This is a genomic window from Paraburkholderia sp. SSBN10T (genome assembly GCF_056619545.1).
The window spans coordinates 492,927-511,256 of sequence record NZ_JBWQQI010000002.1; the positions used below are offsets into that span (position 1 = coordinate 492,927).

The 18,330-nt window shown below is 64.4% G+C and carries 17 protein-coding genes; 11 read left to right on the forward strand and 6 right to left on the reverse strand.

Annotated elements, in window-relative coordinates; translation table 11 throughout:
* Positions 1-102: 102 nt before the first annotated feature.
* The 9 genes from AC1ECK_RS04835 (at position 103) to AC1ECK_RS04875 (ending at position 10,294) form a co-directional block, all read left to right on the forward strand.
* Positions 103-456, forward strand: coding sequence for a phage holin family protein (locus AC1ECK_RS04835; protein ID WP_090681481.1), 354 nt, complete (start codon positions 103-105; stop codon positions 454-456).
* Positions 457-489: 33 nt separating this feature from the next.
* On the forward strand, positions 490-1,320 hold the full coding sequence (gene metF / locus AC1ECK_RS04840; protein WP_480316411.1) for a methylenetetrahydrofolate reductase [NAD(P)H]: 831 nt from the start codon (positions 490-492) through the stop codon (positions 1,318-1,320).
* Positions 1,321-1,541: 221 nt separating this feature from the next.
* Positions 1,542-3,185: an ABC transporter substrate-binding protein gene (locus AC1ECK_RS04845; RefSeq protein ID WP_480316413.1), complete on the forward strand. Its 1,644-nt coding sequence runs from the start codon at positions 1,542-1,544 to the stop codon at positions 3,183-3,185.
* A 202-nt stretch (positions 3,186-3,387) separates the two neighbouring features.
* Positions 3,388-5,016 (forward strand): ABC transporter substrate-binding protein, encoded by a 1,629-nt coding sequence (locus tag AC1ECK_RS04850; RefSeq protein ID WP_480316415.1) that lies wholly within the window; start codon positions 3,388-3,390, stop codon positions 5,014-5,016.
* Between the two features lie 171 nt (positions 5,017-5,187).
* Complete coding sequence (locus AC1ECK_RS04855; RefSeq protein WP_480316417.1) at positions 5,188-6,198, forward strand: ABC transporter permease subunit; 1,011 nt, start codon at positions 5,188-5,190, stop codon at positions 6,196-6,198.
* A 4-nt stretch (positions 6,199-6,202) separates the two neighbouring features.
* Positions 6,203-7,120 (forward strand): ABC transporter permease subunit, encoded by a 918-nt coding sequence (locus AC1ECK_RS04860; protein ID WP_480316419.1) that lies wholly within the window; start codon positions 6,203-6,205, stop codon positions 7,118-7,120.
* Positions 7,121-8,125 carry an ABC transporter ATP-binding protein gene (locus AC1ECK_RS04865; protein WP_480316421.1) on the forward strand — a complete coding sequence of 335 codons (1,005 nt, stop codon included), beginning with the start codon at positions 7,121-7,123 and terminating at the stop codon, positions 8,123-8,125. It abuts the gene before it with no gap.
* On the forward strand, positions 8,122-9,141 hold the full coding sequence (locus tag AC1ECK_RS04870; RefSeq protein WP_480316423.1) for a peptide ABC transporter ATP-binding protein: 1,020 nt from the start codon (positions 8,122-8,124) through the stop codon (positions 9,139-9,141). Before AC1ECK_RS04865 ends, AC1ECK_RS04870 begins: the two co-directional genes overlap by 4 nt.
* Positions 9,134-10,294, forward strand: coding sequence for a TraB/GumN family protein (locus AC1ECK_RS04875; protein WP_480316425.1), 1,161 nt, complete (start codon positions 9,134-9,136; stop codon positions 10,292-10,294). The genes AC1ECK_RS04870 and AC1ECK_RS04875 overlap by 8 nt, the downstream gene beginning before the upstream one ends.
* A gap of 42 nt (positions 10,295-10,336) precedes the next feature.
* Here the strand turns inward: AC1ECK_RS04875 and AC1ECK_RS04880 are convergent, their stop codons facing one another.
* The 5 genes from AC1ECK_RS04880 to pxpB all read right to left on the reverse strand — a co-directional run bounded on the left by AC1ECK_RS04880 (position 10,337) and on the right by pxpB (position 14,879).
* Positions 10,337-11,293: a DUF979 domain-containing protein gene (locus AC1ECK_RS04880; protein WP_480316427.1), complete on the reverse strand. Its 957-nt coding sequence runs from the start codon at positions 11,291-11,293 to the stop codon at positions 10,337-10,339.
* The gene (locus AC1ECK_RS04885; protein WP_480316429.1) at positions 11,290-12,033 is read right to left on the reverse strand and encodes a DUF969 domain-containing protein; all 744 of its coding nucleotides are present in this window, start codon (positions 12,031-12,033) and stop codon (positions 11,290-11,292) included. Before AC1ECK_RS04885 ends, AC1ECK_RS04880 begins: the two co-directional genes overlap by 4 nt.
* Positions 12,034-12,405: 372 nt before the next feature.
* Positions 12,406-13,158, reverse strand: coding sequence for a 5-oxoprolinase subunit PxpA (gene pxpA / locus AC1ECK_RS04890; RefSeq protein ID WP_480316431.1), 753 nt, complete (start codon positions 13,156-13,158; stop codon positions 12,406-12,408).
* Positions 13,159-13,176: 18 nt separating this feature from the next.
* Positions 13,177-14,229 (reverse strand): 5-oxoprolinase subunit C family protein, encoded by a 1,053-nt coding sequence (locus AC1ECK_RS04895; protein WP_480316433.1) that lies wholly within the window; start codon positions 14,227-14,229, stop codon positions 13,177-13,179.
* Positions 14,226-14,879 carry a 5-oxoprolinase subunit PxpB gene (gene pxpB / locus AC1ECK_RS04900; protein ID WP_480316435.1) on the reverse strand — a complete coding sequence of 218 codons (654 nt, stop codon included), beginning with the start codon at positions 14,877-14,879 and terminating at the stop codon, positions 14,226-14,228. Before pxpB ends, AC1ECK_RS04895 begins: the two co-directional genes overlap by 4 nt.
* A 302-nt stretch (positions 14,880-15,181) precedes the next feature.
* Between pxpB and AC1ECK_RS04905 the strand changes: the two genes are divergently transcribed.
* Entirely contained in the window at positions 15,182-15,694 is a 513-nt protein-coding gene (locus AC1ECK_RS04905; RefSeq protein WP_480316483.1) for a winged helix DNA-binding protein, read from the forward strand.
* 21 nt (positions 15,695-15,715) lie between these two features.
* On the opposite strand, the gene AC1ECK_RS04910 is transcribed toward AC1ECK_RS04905, so the two are convergent.
* On the reverse strand, positions 15,716-16,312 hold the full coding sequence (locus AC1ECK_RS04910) for a 5-formyltetrahydrofolate cyclo-ligase (RefSeq protein ID WP_480316437.1): 597 nt from the start codon (positions 16,310-16,312) through the stop codon (positions 15,716-15,718).
* A gap of 20 nt (positions 16,313-16,332) precedes the next feature.
* Between AC1ECK_RS04910 and AC1ECK_RS04915 the strand changes: the two genes are divergently transcribed.
* Positions 16,333-18,303 (forward strand): lytic transglycosylase domain-containing protein, encoded by a 1,971-nt coding sequence (locus AC1ECK_RS04915; protein WP_480316439.1) that lies wholly within the window; start codon positions 16,333-16,335, stop codon positions 18,301-18,303.
* Positions 18,304-18,330: the final 27 nt, after the last annotated feature.

Here is an 18,330-nt window from a genome sequence, read left to right on the forward strand (position 1 = left end):
AAAGACATGGCAGACAGGGCGGCGCGGCTTGCTGCGCCGCCTTTGTCGCCATGCCGGCCCGCTCCATTCAATTCCGGACTCTCAGCCCAAAAGGAGCTTTACATGACCGTGCTGCTGACCTGGGTGATCAACGCGCTCGCGCTCCTGATCATCACGTACCTCGTGCCCTCGATCCACATCCGCAGCTTCGGCACCGCGCTGATCGTCGCCGTCGTGCTCGGCCTGATCAACGCCGTGTTGCGCCCGATTCTGATCCTGCTCACGCTGCCCGTGACGATTCTGACGCTCGGACTCTTCATCCTGGTCGTCAACGCACTGTGCTTCTGGCTGTGCGCGTCGCTGCTGAAGGGCTTCGAAGTATCGGGGTTCTGGTCCGCGTTCTTCGGCTCGATCCTGTACAGCATCGTCTCGTGGCTGCTGTCCGCGCTTATCTTCGGCAACCGCAGTCTCGGCTGAAGTGAGCTTTATTTCTAGAACGGCGATTGAGTCATGAATCCGCTCGAAATTTCATTCGAATTCTTCCCGCCCAAGACGCCGGACGGTGTCGAGAAACTGCGCGCCACGCGTGCGCAGCTCGCGCCGCTCAAGCCGAAGTTCGTCTCCGTCACCTTCGGCGCGGGCGGCTCGACGCAGCAGGGCACGCTCGATACCGTCGTCGAGATGGCGAAGGAAGGGCTGGAAGCGGCGCCGCATCTGTCCTGCATCGGTTCGTCGAAAGAGAGCCTGCGCGCGATCCTCAACGAGTACCGCTCGCACGGCATCCGCCATATCGTCGCGCTGCGCGGCGACCTGCCGTCCGGCATGGGCGAGGTGGGTGAGCTGCGCTATGCGTCGGAACTGGTGAGCTTCATTCGCGCCGAGTTCGGCGACTGGTTCTGGATCGAAGTGGCCGGCTACCCGGAGTACCATCCGCAGTCGCGCTCGCCGCGCCAGGATCTGGAGAACTTCGCCCGCAAGGTGAAGGCCGGCGCCAATTCGGCGATCACGCAGTACTTTTTCAACGCGGACGCCTATTTCCGCTTTGTCGACGACGCGCGCAAGCTCGGCGTCGACGTGCCGATCGTGCCAGGCATCATGCCGATCACGAATTTTTCGCAGTTGATGCGCTTCTCCGAGATGTGCGGCGCGGAAGTGCCACGCTGGGTGGCGCGCCGGCTGGAAAGCTTCGGCGACGACCGCGAAGCGATTCGCGCGTTCGGACTCGATGTGGTCACGGACCTGTGCCAGCGTCTAAGCGACGCACGCGTGCCGGGACTGCATTTCTATACGCTCAACAACGCAGCGGCGACCAAGGCCATCTGCGAGCGGTTGGGCGCTTAAAGCGTCAGCTTCACACCGCGCGGCCGGCCGGCTGCGCGGTTCCTGCCTTTCATCCCATCTCCCGCCGCTTTACCCAGCCTGATTACCCCGCCTGATTTGGTGCGTTGCCGCAAAGCCGCGCTTTTGCCGACCGCGCTCGGGGTACAACTCTGGATTGAACCCGAATATTGTGCTGTCTATGATCGAAGCGCAACCAACCCGGTTGCTGTCCGGAGAACGTCATGACAGTGTCATCCATGCTGTTCGCAGTTCGCCAGTATTGCCTGCCCGCTCTGACAACCCTGGCCGTCGCCACGGCATGCTTCGCACCCGTCACCGCGCCCGCCGCCGCGCTGCCCGATAAAACCCTCGTGTTCTGCTCCGAAGGCAGCCCAGCCGGCTTCGACACCGCCCAGTACACCACCAGCGTCGAGTTCACTGCCGGTTCCTATACGGTCTACAACCGGCTGGTCGAGTTCGCGCACGGCAGCACCGACATCGAGCCAGGCCTTGCCGAGAGCTGGGATGTCTCGCCGGACGGCCTGCAATACACGTTTCATCTGCGCCATGGGGTGAAGTTCCAGACCACCTCGTTCTTCAAGCCGACCCGCGAATTCGACGCGGACGACGTCGTTTTCACCTACGAGCGGATGCTCGATCCGGATCAGCCGTTCCATAAGGCGTATCCGGTGCCGTTTCCTTACTTCAGCGATCTGGGGCTGGCGAAAAATATCAGCAAGATCGAAGCGCTCGACCCGTATACGGTGCGCTTCACGCTCAAACAGGTCGACGCGCCGTTCCTGCAGCAGATCGCCATGCCGTTCGCCTCGATCCTCTCGGCGGAATATGCGGATCAGTTGCTGAAGGCCGGCAAGGCCTCCGACATCAATCTGTTTCCGGTCGGCACCGGACCGTTTATCTTCCGCAGCTACACCAAGGACGACACGATCCGCTTCGACGGCAACCCGGACTACTGGAAGCCGGGCATCGTGAAAGTGAGCAAGCTGATTTTCGCGATTACCGTCGATCCGGCCGTCCGGTTGCAGAAGCTAAAACGCGGCGAATGCCAGGTGATGAGCTATCCGCGTCCTGCGGATATTGCGTCGGTCAAGTCCGACCCGTCGCTGGCGATGCCGAGCGAGGTAGGCTTCAATCTGGGCATCCTCGGCTACAACACGACCAAAAAGCCGCTCGACAACGTGCTGGTGCGCCGGGCGCTGGACATGTCGATCAACAAGAAGGCGATCATCGATTCGGTGTACCAGGGCGCCGGCCAGATTGCGACCAATCCGATGCCGCCGACTCAGTGGGGCTACAACAAGAGCCTGAAAGACGCGCCCTATGATCCCGACAAGGCCCGTGCGCTGCTGAAGGAAGCCGGTTACCCCGACGGCTTCGATCTGACGCTGTGGGCCATGCCGGTGCAGCGGCCCTACAACCCGAACGCCCGGCTGATGGCCGAAATGCTTCAATCCGACTGGGCCAAGATCGGGGTGAAGGTGAATATCGTCACCTACGAGTGGGGCGAATACATCCGCCGGGCCCACGCCGGCGAACACCAGGCCATCCTGATCGGCTGGACCGGCGACTACGGCGACCCCGATAACTGGCTGGGCGTCCTGCTGGGCTGCGCTGCGGTGAACGGCAGCAACTTCTCGAAGTGGTGCTACAAACCCTTCGACGACCTGATCACGGGCGCCCGCAGCACCACCGACCTGGCGCAGCGCACCAAGGACTACATGGACGCGCAGGTGATCTTCAAGGACCAGGTGCCGTTTACGCCGATTGCCCACTCCACCGTCTATCAACCTATCTCAAAAGAGGTCACCGGCTTCAAGATCGATCCGTTCGGCCCGACGCAATTCCTTGGCGTCGGACTGAAATAGGCGGATATGGGCGCTTTTGCTCCTGCTTGACGCTCATAGCGCGTCGTGAGGCCCCGGCAATCCGCTTTGACGGGCCTCAATTTATGCATAACAAGTGTTTCCGATCGTGAACAGAAGGAATTTCCTCTGCTTGTTGCCGCAAGCCATGCTCAAGTAAGATCGCGCTACGCTGGTGCGAGCCGGCATTGAACCTGGAGGAAACATGAAGCAAAACAATCTGTTGCGCGCCGCGCGGATCACGACGCTCGTCGCAGCCGCAGCGGTATCGGCGGTGGGCGCGAGTGTCGCGCGTGCCGAGATTCCGAATAAAACCCTGGTCTACTGCTCAGAAGGCAGTCCCGCGGGTTTCGATCCGGCCCAATACACCACGGGCACGGACTTTACGGCCAACACTTTCACGGTCTATAACCGCCTCGTCGAATTCGAGCGCGGCGGCACCAAGGTCGAGCCGGGCCTTGCCGAAAGCTGGGATGTCTCGCCGGACGGCAAGACCTACACGTTCCACCTGCGCCACGGCGTCAAGTTCCAGACCACGGCGTACTTCAAGCCGACCCGCGAATTCAACGCGGACGACGTCCTGTTCACGTTCAACCGCATGCTCGACCCGAGCATGCCGTTCAACAAGGCGTACCCGGCGCAGTTCCCGTACTTTACGGACATGGGCCTCGACAAGCTGATCACCAAGGTCGAAAAGGTCGATCCGTATACCGTGCGCTTCACGCTGAAGGAAACCAACGCACCGTTCATCCAGAACATGGCGATGGAGTTCGCGTCGATCCAGTCGGCTGAATATGCGGATTCGCTGCTCAAGGCCGGCAAGGCTGCCGACCTCAACCAGAAGCCGGTCGGCACGGGCCCGTTCATTTTCCGCAGCTACACGAAAGACGCGACGATCCGTTTCGACGGCAATCCCGATTACTGGAAGCCGAACGACGTGAAGATCTCGAAGCTGATCTTCGCGATCACTCCGGATGCCGGCGTGCGCGTGCAGAAACTGAAGCGCGACGAGTGCCAGGTGATGAGCTATCCGCGTCCGGCCGATATCGCGCCGCTGAAGACCGAAGCCAATGTCGCGATGCCGTCGCAGCCGGGCTTCAACCTCGGTTACCTGTCGTACAACGTCCAGCACAAGCCGCTCGACAAGCTCGAAGTGCGCCAGGCGCTCGACATGGCGATCAACAAGAAGGCGATCATCGATTCGGTCTACCAGGGCGCAGGCCAGTCGGCCACCAACCCGATGCCGCCGACCCAATGGTCGTATGACAAGAGCCTGCCGAGCCAGTCGTACGATCCGGACAAGGCCCGTGCGCTGCTCGCCAAGGCGGGTCTGGCGAATGGCTTCGACGTCACGCTGTGGGCGATGCCGGTGCAGCGTCCGTACAACCCGAACGCGCGCCTGATGTCGGAAATGATCCAGGCCGACTGGGCCAAGATCGGCGTGCGCGCGAAGATCGTCACGTACGAATGGGGTGAGTACATCAAGCGCGCTCACGCAGGTGAGGACGACACGATGCTGATCGGCTGGACCGGCGACAACGGCGATCCGGACAACTGGCTCGGCACGCTGCTCGGCTGCGAAGCGATGAACGGCAACAACTTCGGCAAGTGGTGCTACAAGCCGTTCGACGACCTGGTCCAGAAGGGCCGCACGACCGTCGATCAGGGCGAACGTACGAAGATCTATACGCAGGCGCAGCAGATTTTCGCGCAGCAACTGCCGTTCTCGCCGATCGCGCACTCGACGGTGTATCAGCCGGTCAGCAAGAAGGTGATCGATATGCGCATCGAGCCGCTCGGTTACGCGCGTTTCGACGGCGTGGGCGTGCAATAAACGCGGCCTTAAGGTGGGTCGTCAGGCCCACCGCGAGGCCTGCTTGCTGTAAAACTGACGCAGTCCGCTTTTCGCACGGTTAGAAAACTGGTCGAAATGGTCCGGCGACCGGGGTCACGAGCCCTCGTCGCCGGTTGTGTTTTCCGTTCATCAAGACCATAGGGACGAACCATGTTCCGCTTTGTTTTGCGCCGCATCGGCATGGTGATTCCGACCTTCATCGGCATCACGATCCTTGCGTTTGCGCTCATCCACCTGATACCCGGCGATCCCATCGAAGTGATGATGGGCGAACGCGGTGTCGATCCGGCCATGCACGCGGCCGCCATGCATCGCCTGGGGCTCGACGAGCCGCTGCCGTTGCAATACATCCACTATCTCGGACGCGCGGTGCACGGCGACCTCGGGATGTCGATCATCACCAACACCAGCGTGATGGGCGAGTTCCTCGCGCGCTTTCCCGCCACCGTGGAGCTGTCGATCTGCGCGATGCTGTTCGCCCTGATCGTCGGGCTGCCGGCCGGCGTGTTCGCCGCGCTGCGGCGCGGCACGGTGGTCGATCACGGCGTGATGGGCACGGCGCTCACCGGCTATTCGATGCCGATCTTCTGGTGGGGCTTGATCCTCATCATGCTGTTCTCGGTGAAGCTCGGCTGGACGCCGGTGTCGGGCCGCATCGCGGTCGAATACGACATTCCGCACATCACCGGTTTCATGTTGATCGACTCGCTGATGTCGACCGATGAAGGCGCGTTCAAGTCGGCCTTGAGCCACCTGATCCTGCCCGCCATCGTGCTCGGCACGATTCCGCTGGCGGTCGTGGCCCGCATGACGCGCTCGTCGATGCTCGAAGTGCTGCGCGAAGACTACATCCGCACGGCGCGCGCCAAGGGCTTGCCGCCGGGACGCGTGATCGTCGTGCACGCGCTGCGTAACGCGCTGATTCCGGTGGTAACCGTGATCGGCCTGCAGGTGGGCACCTTGCTCGCCGGCGCAGTGCTGACCGAGACGCTGTTCTCCTGGCCGGGTATCGGCAAGTGGCTGATCGATGCGATCAGCCGGCGCGACTATCCGGTCGTGCAGGGCGGTATCCTGTTGATTGCCACACTCGTGATCGTCGTGAATCTGATCGTCGATCTGTTGTACGGCGTGTTGAATCCGCGCATTCGCCATACGAGGTAAAGCCGTGGCTGATATACAAAACACAGTCCCTCAGTCAGTGACCCCGCCCAGCGGCCGGGCGCTGGCCGCCCGGGAGTTCTGGGCAAACTTTTCCCGCAACCGCGGCGCGGTAACGGCCGGTGTGGTCGTGCTGGTGCTGATCTTCATCGCGATCTTCGCGCCGTGGATCGCGCCGCACAGCCCGATCGAGCAATACCGCGACTACGTGAAGATCCCGCCCGCGTGGCTCGACGGCGGCAACTGGAAGTTCATCCTCGGCACCGACGAAGCCGGTCGCGACATGTTGTCCCGCTTGATGTATGGCGCGCGTCTGTCGTTCTGGATCGGTTTCGTCTCGGTCGTGCTGGCGTTGATCCCGGGCGTGGTGCTCGGTTTGATCGCCGCCTTCTTCGAGAAGTGGGCCGATACGCCGATCATGCGCATCATGGACGTGCTGCTCGCGCTGCCCTCGCTGCTGCTCGCGGTGGCGGTGGTGGCGATCATCGGTCCGGGCCTCATCAACACGATGTTCGCCATCGCAATCGTGGCGTTGCCCGGTTACGTGCGTCTGACGCGGGCTTCGGCGCTCGGCGAGTTGCAGAAGGAGTACGTGACGGCCTCGCGCGTGGCAGGCGCCGGCACCTTGAGGCTGATGTTCTCGCAAGTGCTGCCGAACTGCACCGCGCCGCTGATCGTGCAGGCCACGCTCGGCTTTTCGTCGGCGATTCTCGATGCGGCCGCGCTCGGCTTCCTCGGTCTCGGCGTGCAACCGCCGGCGGCGGAGTGGGGTGCGATGCTCGCCTCGGCACGCGACTACATCGATAACGCCTGGTGGATCGTCACCTTGCCTGGCCTGTCCATCGTGATCTCGGTGCTGGCGATCAACCTGCTCGGCGACGGGCTGCGCGACGCGCTCGATCCCAAACTGAAACGGATGGCCTGAATGGACAATCTACTGACCATCCGCAACCTGGCGGTGAACTTCAACGGCCTGCCGGCCGTCGACCGCATCAACCTGGACGTGGCGCCGGGCGAAGTGGTTGGCGTCGTGGGCGAATCGGGCTCGGGCAAGAGCGTCACGATGATGGCGCTGATGGGCCTGATCGACGCACCGGGCAAGGTCAGCGCCGACGAGGTCAGCTTCGACGGCAAGGACCTGCTGAAAGCCTCGCCGAAGGAGCGCCGCAAGATCATCGGCAAAGACATCGCGATGGTGTTCCAGGACGCGCTCACGAGTCTGAACCCGAGCTACACCGTCGGCTACCAGATCAAGGAAGTGCTGAAGCTGCACGAAGGGCTGCGCGGCGCCGAGTTGCACAAGCGTGCGATCGAACTGCTCGACCAGGTCGGCATTCCCGATGCGAAAAATCGCATCACGTCGTTTCCGCACCAGATGTCGGGCGGGATGAATCAGCGCGTGATGATCGCCATGGCGGTCGCCTGCAATCCGAAGCTGCTGATTGCCGACGAGCCGACCACCGCGCTCGACGTGACGATCCAGGCACAGATCATGGAACTGCTGGTCAAGCTGCAGAAGGAACGCGGCATGGCGCTCGTGCTGATTTCGCACGATCTCGCCGTGGTTTCCGAAGTCGCGCAGCGCGTGGCCGTGATGTACGCGGGCGAGGTGATCGAAACCAACAAGGTGCCGGATATCTTTGCCGCGCCGCATCACCCGTACACGGAAGCGCTGCTGGCGGCGATTCCCGAGCACAATGTCGGCGCAGTGCGGCTGGCGGCGTTGCCGGGCATGGTGCCGGGCCGCGACGACCGGCCCAAAGGGTGTCTGTTCGCGCCGCGCTGCAAGTACGTGGTGGACGACTGCACCAAGGCGCGCCCGGCGCTCGACCCGCTCGCGGGCCATAGCGAGGCGGCCAGGGTACGCTGTATCAAGCCGCTGAATCTCACCGGCGATGCCAACGTCCACACTCAAGGAGGCGCACGATGAATGCAGTACCCGAAACGCGGCGCCAGGCGAGTCAGACGGGCGACCACGTGCTGGTGGCCGACCAGTTGGCGCGGCACTACTCGGTGAGGCGCGGCATGTTCGGCCACGGCACCGTCAAGGCGCTGAACGGCGTGTCGTTCTCGCTCGACCGCGGCAAGACGCTGGCGGTCGTCGGCGAATCCGGCTGCGGAAAATCGACGCTCGCACGCCAGTTGACGATGATCGAAGGGCCGACGGCCGGCCGTCTGATGATCGACGGCGAAGACGTGGCCGGCGCCGATCACACGCGCATCGCGGCATTGCGGCGGCGCGTGCAGATGGTGTTCCAGAACCCGTTTGCGTCGCTGAATCCGCGCAAGACCGTCGAGCAGACGCTCGGCGAGCCGCTCGCCATCAATACCCCGTTGAGCGCGAGCGAACGCGCCGAGCGGATCGCGCAGATGATGCGCACCGTCGGCCTGCGGCCGGAGCACGCCAAACGCTACCCGCATATGTTCTCGGGCGGTCAGCGGCAGCGCGTGGCGATTGCGCGCGCGATGATTCTCGATCCGCAGATCGTCGTGGCCGACGAACCGGTTTCCGCACTCGATGTGTCGATCCAGGCGCAGATTCTCAATCTGTTCATGGATCTGCAGGAGCAGTTCAAGACCAGCTACGTGTTCATCTCGCACAACCTCTCGGTGGTGGAGCACATTGCCGACGACGTGATGGTGATGTACTTCGGCGGCGTGGTCGAACTCGGCGACAAGAAGCGGATTTTCTCGAACCCGCGCCATCCGTACACGCGGGCGCTGATGTCGGCGACGCCGTCGATCTTCGAGGCGGATCGCAGCATCAAGATCAAGCTGCAAGGCGAGATGCCGTCGCCGCTCAATCCGCCATCGGGCTGCACGTTCCATCAGCGTTGCCCGTACGCGATCGAGCGCTGCCGCAGCGAGGAGCCGAAGCTGCGGGAAGTGGATGGACGTCAGGTGTCGTGTCACCGGGCCGAGGAGGTGGGGGACGTGGATGCCTGAAGCGTCGGCGGCGCGTCGTCCTGCGCGCCGCCTGCGTGAAGGCGGCTGTCACGCCGTTTTCACGCGGCGCTGGCGAGCCTGGCTGTTAGGTTGTGCCACGCTCGCCAGCCTCTCGTTCGGTTCTGTCCGGCCCGTCGCCACGGCGTATGCTGCGGGCGCGGCTGCGAATACCCCGGCGCAAAGCGCCCGGCCGGCACTGCCGGTTCCCGCGGCGCCCCTGCCACAGAGTTCGCCGGGCCGGCCGCGTGCGAGCTTGCCCGGTTTCAATCCGCCGCCGTATTCGTCGAGCACGACGACGGGCGGTCCGGTGCGCACCCAGCCGGCGCGCATGCCGTTCTATGTCGCGACGCGCGGCACGACCACCATCTACATCCTCGGTACGCTGCACGTCGGCGATCCGGCCGACTATCCGCCGAACCAGCCGTTCCGTCCGCAGATTCTCGCTGCGCTGGCCGCTTCCCAGACTCTGGCGCTGGAGCTCTCACCGGACGATCTGCTGGTGTCGCAGGACGATGTGTCGAAATACGGCGTGTGCCGCTACGAGTGCTTGCCGAAGCTCTTGCCGGACGCGTTGTGGCGCAAGCTCGCGCTGCGCTTGCGGGGCAATCCGGCGGCGCTCGATGAGATCAAGAAGATGCGGCCGTGGCTCGCTTCGCTGCTGGTCGAAACCTACGATTCGTTGAGCGCCGGGCTGCAGACCGAGTACGGCACCGAGGCGCAGTTGCAGAACGTCTACCTGCACACGCGCGGCAAGATTGTCGGGCTCGAGACGCTCGGCGAGCAGATGCGCGCGTTCACGAGCCTGTCGCTTGCGCAGCAGCGCGAGATGCTGGCGCAGGATCTGGTGCAGACGCCCGCTGAAAACCTCGCCGATGTGCAGACCTTGCACCGGCTCTGGAAGGTGGGCGACGCCGATGCGATTGCGGCGTGGCAGGCGGCCAAGTCCGAGGTGCTGGCGCGCGACAAGCGGGTGTCGGCTTCGATCGACAACCGGATCGTGTATGAGCGCAACCGGCGTTTCGTTGCGCGGATGCTGCTGATTGCCGGGTCGAACAAGCCGGTGTTCGTGGCAATCGGGGCGCTCCACCTGGGTGGGCCAAAAGGCGTGCTGCAGTTGTTGCGGCAGCACGGGTTTGTGGTGGAGCCGGGGTGAAGAGGCGCGCCCGGACCGCGTTGATCCGGGCGCGGCCATGCGCTACAGGAACATCAGGAAGTTCAGCAGGAAAATATTCACCACCAGCAGTGTCAGCGCCGTGGGCACCTGCACCTTGATCACCGCGTTCTTGTCCGGCAGTTCGAGCAGCGCGACCGGCACCATGTTGAAGTTCGCGGCCATCGGCGTCATCAGCGTGCCGCAGTAGCCCGAGAACATGCCGATCGCCACCATCACCGCCGGATTGCCGTGGAACACGCCGACCAGAATCGGCACGCCCACGCCGCCCGTCATCACCGGGAATGCGGCGAAGCCGTTGCCCATCACCATCGTGAACACCGCCATGCCGATGCAATACACGGCCACCGCAACGAACCGGTAGTCGAGGTTGATATAGGCGGTCGTCACGTGCGCGACGGCCTTGCCGACGCCCGCGTCGGAGAACACGAGGCCGAGCATGCCGAGCATCTGCGGCAGCACCGCGGCCCACGACAGCGCGTCGACGAGGCGGCGCGCTTCCTTCGCCGACTGGCCGACCGTGTCGCGCGTCATGACGCAGGCCACCGCGAGCGCGATCACGCAGCCGATGCCGAAGCCGATCAGCGTGACGTTCTTCTGCTCGATCAGGGGCGTGCCGCCGAAAACCAGATGGCTCGCCGCGAGCGTGATCAGGACGGTGATGACCGGAATCGTCAACGCGGGAATGAACAGCTTGTTGCCAAGGCGCGCCGCGCTCGCCTGGCGGGCCTCCAGCGACAGCACCCTGGGCTTGCCCGCCGTCACGCCGCCGAACCCGGCGATCAGCGCCATCGCGACCACCAGCACGCCGACCACCGAGGGCGGCAGCAGGTCGCCGATCAGGAAGATCAGCGCGTACAGGATCCAGAAGCCGCCGGCGCTTAGACGGCGCGGGTGCTCCTTGTCGGTGAGAATCATGCCGCCGATGATCAGCAGGACGATGCCGAGCAGCCAGAACAGATAGTTGATGGTGAGCGTCATGCCTGGTCTCCTGTCGCGGACGGGTTTGGCGCAGCCGCCTGCGCAGCGGCATCGCCGCGCAGCTCGCGGTCGAGCTTGCGATCGAGCAGATACAGGCGGAAGCCGTGAATCAGGAACGCGCAGATCGCGGTGGGGATGCCCCATACGGCGACGTGGATCGGTTCGACCTCGATGCCCGCTTCGCGCAGGAAGGTGGTCATCAGCACGATCGCGCCGAAGGCGACGAAGATGTCCTCGCCGAAGAACAGGCCGACGTTGTCGGTCGCGGCAGCGAAGGCGCGCAGACGGTGGCGTACCGCGTCGGTGAGCTTGCCGTAGCGGCTTTCGGCGGCGCCCTCGGTCATCGGCGCGATCAGCGGACGCACCATCTGCGGATGGCCGCCGAGGCCGGTCAGGCCGACCGCCGCCGTCAGCTCGCGTACCAGCAGATAGACGATCAGCAGGCGCCCGGCGGTGGCGGCCTTGATGCCGGCGATCCACGTCTGCGCCCGCTCGCGCAGGCCGTGCCGTTCAAGCAGGCCGATCACCGCCAGCGGCAGCAGGATGATCAGCGGGATGTTGCGCGTCTTGATGAAGCCGGTGCCGATGGCGGCGAGGATTTTTTCGGGTGGAAAGTGCGCGGCCAGCGCGGTGACGATCGCGGCGGCGGCCACGATCAGCATCGGATTGAAGCGCAACACAAAACCGACGATGATCACGGCCACGCCGATAAGCGGCCATAGATTGACTGCTGTCTGCATCAGGATCTCCAAACAGGGTTGCTAACCTTGCCGCTGATGGCGGCTAACGTGAGGCGCGGCCTGGGGCTGTGTGCCCTGCGCCGTCTTGCTGTGCGCGGCTCTGAGTGGCCGCGTCAGTGTGCTGCAATTGCCTTTGTCTGTACGTCTAGAGGTTTACGTCTGCTGCTGCCTGCTGTGCTGCGGGTACGGTCTTGCGTACTACTGGAGCGTGCTGCGGGTGCTGCCTTGGTGGGTGCTTATGGTGTTGCTTAGGGACGTGCTGCGGGTCTTGTCCCGGGTCTTGCGATGTACTGCACCTGGCGAACGCCCCGCGCGAAGCGGGGCGTCGCGTACTTCATGGTTGACCGTGGCGCGTGCTGCCCAAGCTCAGGCTCAGGCACGCACGGCGTTGGCCGCATGAACTTCGATGCCGGCGCTTTCGAGCGCGCTGCGGATGCGGCGCGCAAACGCCAGCGCATGCGGACCGTCGCCGTGCAGGCAGATGGTCTGTGCGTTGAGCGGCACCCAGTGCCCATCGACGGCTTGCACGCGTTGCTCGCGCACCATCGCGAGGGTGCGCTCGAGCACCTCGTCTTCGTCGTCGAGCAGCGCGCCCGGCTCCTTGCGCGGCACGAGCGAGCCGTCGGCGCGATAGCCGCGGTCGGCGAACACTTCCTCGATGGCGATCAGGCCGGCTTCGCGGGCGGCCGTCACGAGACCGCTATTGGCGAGCGCGAACACCGCCACCGACGGATCGAAGTCGTGCACCGCGGAGACGATCGCGTCGGCGATCTTCGGGTCGCGCGCGGCCTGGTTGTAAAGCGCGCCGTGCGGCTTGACGTGCGCAATGCGTCCGCCTTCGGCCTGGGCGATCGCCGAGAGCGCGCCGAGCTGGTACAGCACGCCTGCGTAAATCTCGCCGGCGGGCAGGTCCATCTCCTTGCGGCCGAAGTTCTCGGGGTCGTTGAAACTCGGATGCGCACCAATCGAGACGCCTTTGCGCACGGCCCAGCGCACGCAGTCGTGCATCGCATTGGCGCCGCCCGCGTGCCAGCCGCACGCAATATTGGCCGAGCTGACGAGATCGAGCAGGGCCTCGTCGGAGCTATAGCCCTCGCCGAGATCGGCGTTCAAATCGATTTCCATAATTTCCTCTACTGGGTCTTACAACGCTGCCACTGCCGGTTGGCGTGCGCAGCGCTCTTCATGCATCGCGATTGCGGCATCGATCTGCCGCAGATACGTTCTTTCTTCAACTAAAGCCTGACGCGCCTCATGAGGCGTGGTCGGGATAAAACGGACCGCGCCGTTCAGGCGCACCTGGGCGAGCTTCCACAGATCGGCCTGAATCACCGCGCCGATCTTCGGATAACCGCCGGTGGTCTGCGCGTCGCTCAGCAGCACGATGGGCTGGCCGTTAGGCGGCACCTGGATCGTGCCGGGCATGACGGCGTGCGAGAGCAGATTGGTGTTGTGCGTGCGTTTGAGTTCGGTGCCGGCGAGCCGGTAGCCCATGCGGTTGCTGTTCGGCGTGACGAGCCATTCGTCCGACCAGAACGCCTCTTGAGCGGCAGCCGGAAATTGCTCGTACTCGGGCCCTGGCAGCACGCGGATCGGCACCGCCCAGGCGACGCCGGACGGGTGGCGGCCGCGGCGCAGCGGCTCGTGGACCAGCACGAACTTGCACCAGGCCGGCGCTTTCACGCCGAATTCGGGCGCCTGTGGACTAAAACCGCTGCCGGCGCGCGGCGACGGTACGCCAACTGGCAGACGGTCGCCGTCGCGCAGCGCGCGGCCGCCGAGGCCGCCGAACTGCCCGGCGAGGTCGGTGCTGCGCGAGCCGAGCATGGGCAGCACGTCGATCCCGCCGGCGATCGCGACGTAGCCGCGCATGCCGCGCCTCGCCGCTTGCAGTGTCAGTTCCTGGCCGGCTTGCACCGGCAGGCTCCACCATGAATAGACCGGTTTGCCGTCGAGCGTGGCGCCGAATTCGGTGCCGGTGATCGCGATCCGGGTGGCGCGCGGAAAGCGTAGCACGGTCGGCCCGAATGTGATCTCGAGGCCGGCTGCATCCGGCCGGTTGCCGACGAGGCGGTTGCCCACTTCGAGCGACAGCCGGTCGAGCGCGCCGCCCAGTGCCACGCCGAGGTGCCGGTAGCCGTGCCGTCCAAGATCCTGAACCGTGGTCAGAAGACCCGCGCGAATCACGTCGATCATGCGTCTATCCCTGCAACGGTGAAGCGCACCCGGTCGCCCGGCTGCAGCAGGGTGGGCGGCGTGCGGGTGGGGTCGAACAACGGCGCCGCGGTGCGGCCGATCAGTTGCCAGCCGCCCGGCGAGGTGGCCGGATAGATCCCGGTCTGCTCGCCGCCGATGCCCACCGACCCCGCCGGCACCTCGAGCCGGGGCGCGGCCCGGCGCGGCGTGTGCAGCGCTGCTTCGAGGCCGCCCAGATAGGCGAAGCCGGGCTGGAAGCCGAGGAAGAACACCACATATTCACCCGCCGTATGCCGCCGGACCACTTCTTCGGCCGACAGGCCGGTGTGATTGGCCACGACCTGCAGGTCCGGGCCGAACTCGCCGCCGTACTGCACCGGAATCTCGACCTCGCGGCCCACCGCCGGCGCGCTGCCGCTAGCGTCCCACGCGGCCTGCAACTGGCCGGTGAGGGCGGCGCTATCCGCCTCCAGCGGATCGAACACGATGGTCAGGTTGTTCATGCCGGGCACCACCTCCAGCACGTGCGGCCAGTTGCGCGCCGCCGCGGCGGCGGCCCAGACGCGCTGCTGGCAAGCGAGCGTGGCCGGCGCGGGTGCCTCGCAGACGAGCGCGGCATCGCCGAACTGAAAGATTCGTGGTTGGGTCATCGCTGCTTCATTCGGGTCGGAAAACCTTGCAAAGATGCAAAGGGGCAAAAGTACGCAGTGCACCGCGCATGACTGGCTATCGGCACCAGGAACGCTATCCATGATGCATAGGGTACATTCTCAATAAAATATCGACAATTTATCAATAAGAGTTTTTTCCAGGCATCGCTTTCGGGGCGCGCGGCGTACACTGCGCTGTCAAGAAAAATGCTGGACCACCCGAGCGCTTGCCTGTTGTTTGTCTGCGGCGAGGCGGCGGGTTGGGGGACCTCACTTCTATTCGTGTAACGAGAACACCTGTCATGTCGCGCCAACCGACCAAAATCGTCTCCTCGGAGCATCTCGTGTCTGAAACGAGCGCGGAGCTGTCCGAGCTGGAGTACGGGCTCATCATGGCGAGCAACGCGTTCAACCGCTGGATGGTGCGATGCATGTCGGCGGCGGGCGAAAAGGACATGACCGCCATCGAAGTCTCGCTGCTGCATCACGTCAGCCATCGCGAGCGCCGCAAGAAGCTTGCCGATATCTGCTTTGTCCTCAACATCGAGGACACCCACGTTGCGACCTACGCGCTGAAGAAGCTGGTAGCTAGAGGGTATGTAAAAAGCGAAAAGACCGGCAAGGAAGTGTTCTTTTCGGCCACTGAGGCCGGCCGCGCACTTTGTCTCAAGTATCGTGAGGTGCGTGAAAGCTGCCTGATCGCCACGCTCAGGGAAAGCGGCCTGACGAATGAGCAGATCGGCGAGGCCGCGCAACTGATGCGCAACGCCTCCGGGCTCTACGACACGGCGGCGCGGGCGGCAGCCTCGCTTTGATGGCTGGCCGGAGCCGCGGCGTTATGCCGGCTGGGGATAGCAGGCGGCTTCGGTGACGATCAGGTCGAGCGGAATGTCGTGGGCTTCGCGTTCCAGCGCATCGACGCGGCAGGCTTCGTAGGCCACACCGACCGTGACCGGCCGGGTCGCGCCGGGCCATGCCGCCAGCGTGCGATCGTAATAGCCGCCGCCGTAACCGAGCCGGTAGCCGGCGGCGTCGAAGCCGACACACGGCACGAACAGCAGATCGGGCGTGACGGCAATCCCTGTGGCGGGTTCGGGAATCCGGTGGTGGCCGGTTTTCATTGGCGTGTCCGGCGCCCACGCGTGGAACTGCAGCGCCTCGCCGCGCTTCGTGATCACCGGCAGACTGGCTTGCCGGTGCGCGCCGAGCGCGAGCCAGATGGCGATTGCCGCACGTGCGTCGAACTCGCCCGGAAGCGGCCAGTAAAACCCCACGCAAGCAGGTTCGTAAACTTTTAATGCATCGAGCAGGCGGCGGCTCAGCGCCTCCTGGGCGGCGGGCTCGAGAGCCGCATGCAGACGTGCTTTCAGCAGTGTTTTACGGAGCGCGTTTTTCGATTCCGGAAGAGGGTTGCGTGCTATGCTTGGGCTCAATTCGCGCTCCAGAAACAACGATGTCAATACGCCTCTTTCGAGTATATCGCGCGGTCGGTCTTGCGCTCGCCGCTGCGGCACTCGTCGCGTGCAGCACGGCCTCCGCCGGCAAGCCTGTTCCGCCTTCGCAACTCTCCAACAACGACCAGATTTTCGTGCAACTGCGCGAAGCGGCGCGCAATAACGATCCTGCGCGTGCCGCCCAACTGGCGGCGATGATTCCGGACTATCCGGCGCCGTCGTACCTGGAGTACTTCCAGCTCAAGCCGCAGTTGTTCGATTCGAGCGGACATGCGAACGTCGACGCGCCGGATGCGCCGGTGCTGTCGTTCCTGCAGAAGTACGACGGCCAGGCGATTGCCGACCGCCTGCGCAACGACTACCTGGTGGTGCTCGGTGCGCGTCACGACTGGAATAACTTCGACCAGCAATACGCGCGCTTCGTGCTGAACGACGACACGCAGGTCAAGTGCTATGCGCTCGAATCGCGCGCCGCGCACGGCGAAAACGTGGCGGACGCGGCGCGGGCGCTCCTGGTCGAGCCGAAGTGGTATGGCGACGGTTGCGTCGATCTGGTCACGGCGCTCGCCATGAATCAGCAGTTCAGCACGGACGACGTCTGGCAGCAGATCCGCCTTGCCTACGAACAGAACTACACCAGTACCGGCAGCAAGCTGGTCGACGCGCTCGGCAACCAGCGTCCCGACCCGATGCTGTTCGATCAGGCGGCGAGCACGCCGCCGTTGCTGCTGGCGCGCGGCGTCGGGCCCGATACGCAGTCGCATCAACTGGCCTTGCTGGCGATCACGCGGATGGCGCGCAACGATCCGGCAATGGCCGCGGCCACCTTTGCGTCGGTGGCGCCGTCGCTCAGTTCGCCGGAGCGCGCGATCGGCTGGGGCACGATTGCCTACCAGGCCGCTGCCAAGCAGATGCCGACCGCGGTGGACTGGTACCGGTTGTCGGCGAATGCGCCGTTGCTGTCCAATCCGGCTTACGAATGGCGCACGCGTAGCGCGCTGCTGGCGGGCGACTGGACGATGGTGCGCTGGTCGATCGAGCAGATGCCGGCCACGCTGCGCAGCCAGCCGTCCTGGGTCTACTGGCACGCCCGCGCGCTGAAGGAGGCGGGCAACACGGTCCAGGCCAACCAGGAATTCGAAACGATCGCCTCGGGCTTTAACTTCTACGGACAACTCGCCTCCGAGGAACTGGGCCAGAAGATCACGATACCGCCGAAGACGACGGTGTCGGACGCCGAGGTCCAGCAAGCGGCCAATACACCGGGCTTCGCGCTTGCGCAGCGCTTCTATCAGCTCAACCTGCGGCTCGAAGGCAATCGCGAATGGAACTGGCCGCTGCGCACCATGACCGACCGCCAACTGCTCGCCGTCGCCGAGTACGCGCGCCGTATCGAGCTGTATGACCGTACCGTCAACACGGCGGACCGCACGAAGACCGAGCACGATTTCTCGCTGCGCTACCTGTCGCCGTTCCGCGATATCGTCGAGCGCGATGCGCAGTCCAACGGTCTCGATGTCGAATGGGCGTATGGGCTGATTCGCCAGGAGTCGCGCTTCATCATGAATGCGCGCTCGGATGTGGGCGCGAGCGGTCTGATGCAGTTGATGCCGGGCACGGCAGAACTGGTGGCGAAGAAGATCGGCCTGGGTCCGATCTCGCGCGAGCAGATGAACGACATCAACACCAATATCCTGCTTGGCACCAACTACCTTTCGATGATCTACAATCAGTTCGACGGGTCCCCCGTGCTGGCCACCGCCGGCTACAACGCCGGGCCGGGCCGTCCGAAGGCATGGCGCGAAGGGCTGGCACGCCCGGTCGAGGGAGCGGTCTTCGCGGAGACGATTCCGTTCAACGAGACCCGCGACTACGTCAAGAATGTGCTGTCCAATACGGTCTACTACGCGGCACTGTTCGAAGGCCGTCCGCAATCGCTGAAGGCGCGCCTGGGTTATATCGCGCCGTAAGCGTCGTGGGGGGGGGGGGGGGGGGGG

Coding starts and splice junctions, on each gene's coding strand:
- AC1ECK_RS04915 (WP_480316439.1), top strand. CDS start 16,333: ATGTCAATACGCCTCTTTCGAGTATATCGCGCGGTCGGTCTTGCGCTC.
- AC1ECK_RS04880 (WP_480316427.1), bottom strand. CDS start 11,293: ATGACGCTCACCATCAACTATCTGTTCTGGCTGCTCGGCATCGTCCTG.
- AC1ECK_RS04885 (WP_480316429.1), bottom strand. CDS start 12,033: ATGCAGACAGCAGTCAATCTATGGCCGCTTATCGGCGTGGCCGTGATC.
- metF (WP_480316411.1), top strand. CDS start 490: ATGAATCCGCTCGAAATTTCATTCGAATTCTTCCCGCCCAAGACGCCG.
- AC1ECK_RS04835 (WP_090681481.1), top strand. CDS start 103: ATGACCGTGCTGCTGACCTGGGTGATCAACGCGCTCGCGCTCCTGATC.
- AC1ECK_RS04850 (WP_480316415.1), top strand. CDS start 3,388: ATGAAGCAAAACAATCTGTTGCGCGCCGCGCGGATCACGACGCTCGTC.
- pxpB (WP_480316435.1), bottom strand. CDS start 14,879: ATGACCCAACCACGAATCTTTCAGTTCGGCGATGCCGCGCTCGTCTGC.
- AC1ECK_RS04845 (WP_480316413.1), top strand. CDS start 1,542: ATGACAGTGTCATCCATGCTGTTCGCAGTTCGCCAGTATTGCCTGCCC.
- pxpA (WP_480316431.1), bottom strand. CDS start 13,158: ATGGAAATCGATTTGAACGCCGATCTCGGCGAGGGCTATAGCTCCGAC.
- AC1ECK_RS04875 (WP_480316425.1), top strand. CDS start 9,134: ATGCCTGAAGCGTCGGCGGCGCGTCGTCCTGCGCGCCGCCTGCGTGAA.
- AC1ECK_RS04905 (WP_480316483.1), top strand. CDS start 15,182: ATGTCGCGCCAACCGACCAAAATCGTCTCCTCGGAGCATCTCGTGTCT.
- AC1ECK_RS04895 (WP_480316433.1), bottom strand. CDS start 14,229: ATGATCGACGTGATTCGCGCGGGTCTTCTGACCACGGTTCAGGATCTT.
- AC1ECK_RS04865 (WP_480316421.1), top strand. CDS start 7,121: ATGGACAATCTACTGACCATCCGCAACCTGGCGGTGAACTTCAACGGC.
- AC1ECK_RS04870 (WP_480316423.1), top strand. CDS start 8,122: ATGAATGCAGTACCCGAAACGCGGCGCCAGGCGAGTCAGACGGGCGAC.
- AC1ECK_RS04855 (WP_480316417.1), top strand. CDS start 5,188: ATGTTCCGCTTTGTTTTGCGCCGCATCGGCATGGTGATTCCGACCTTC.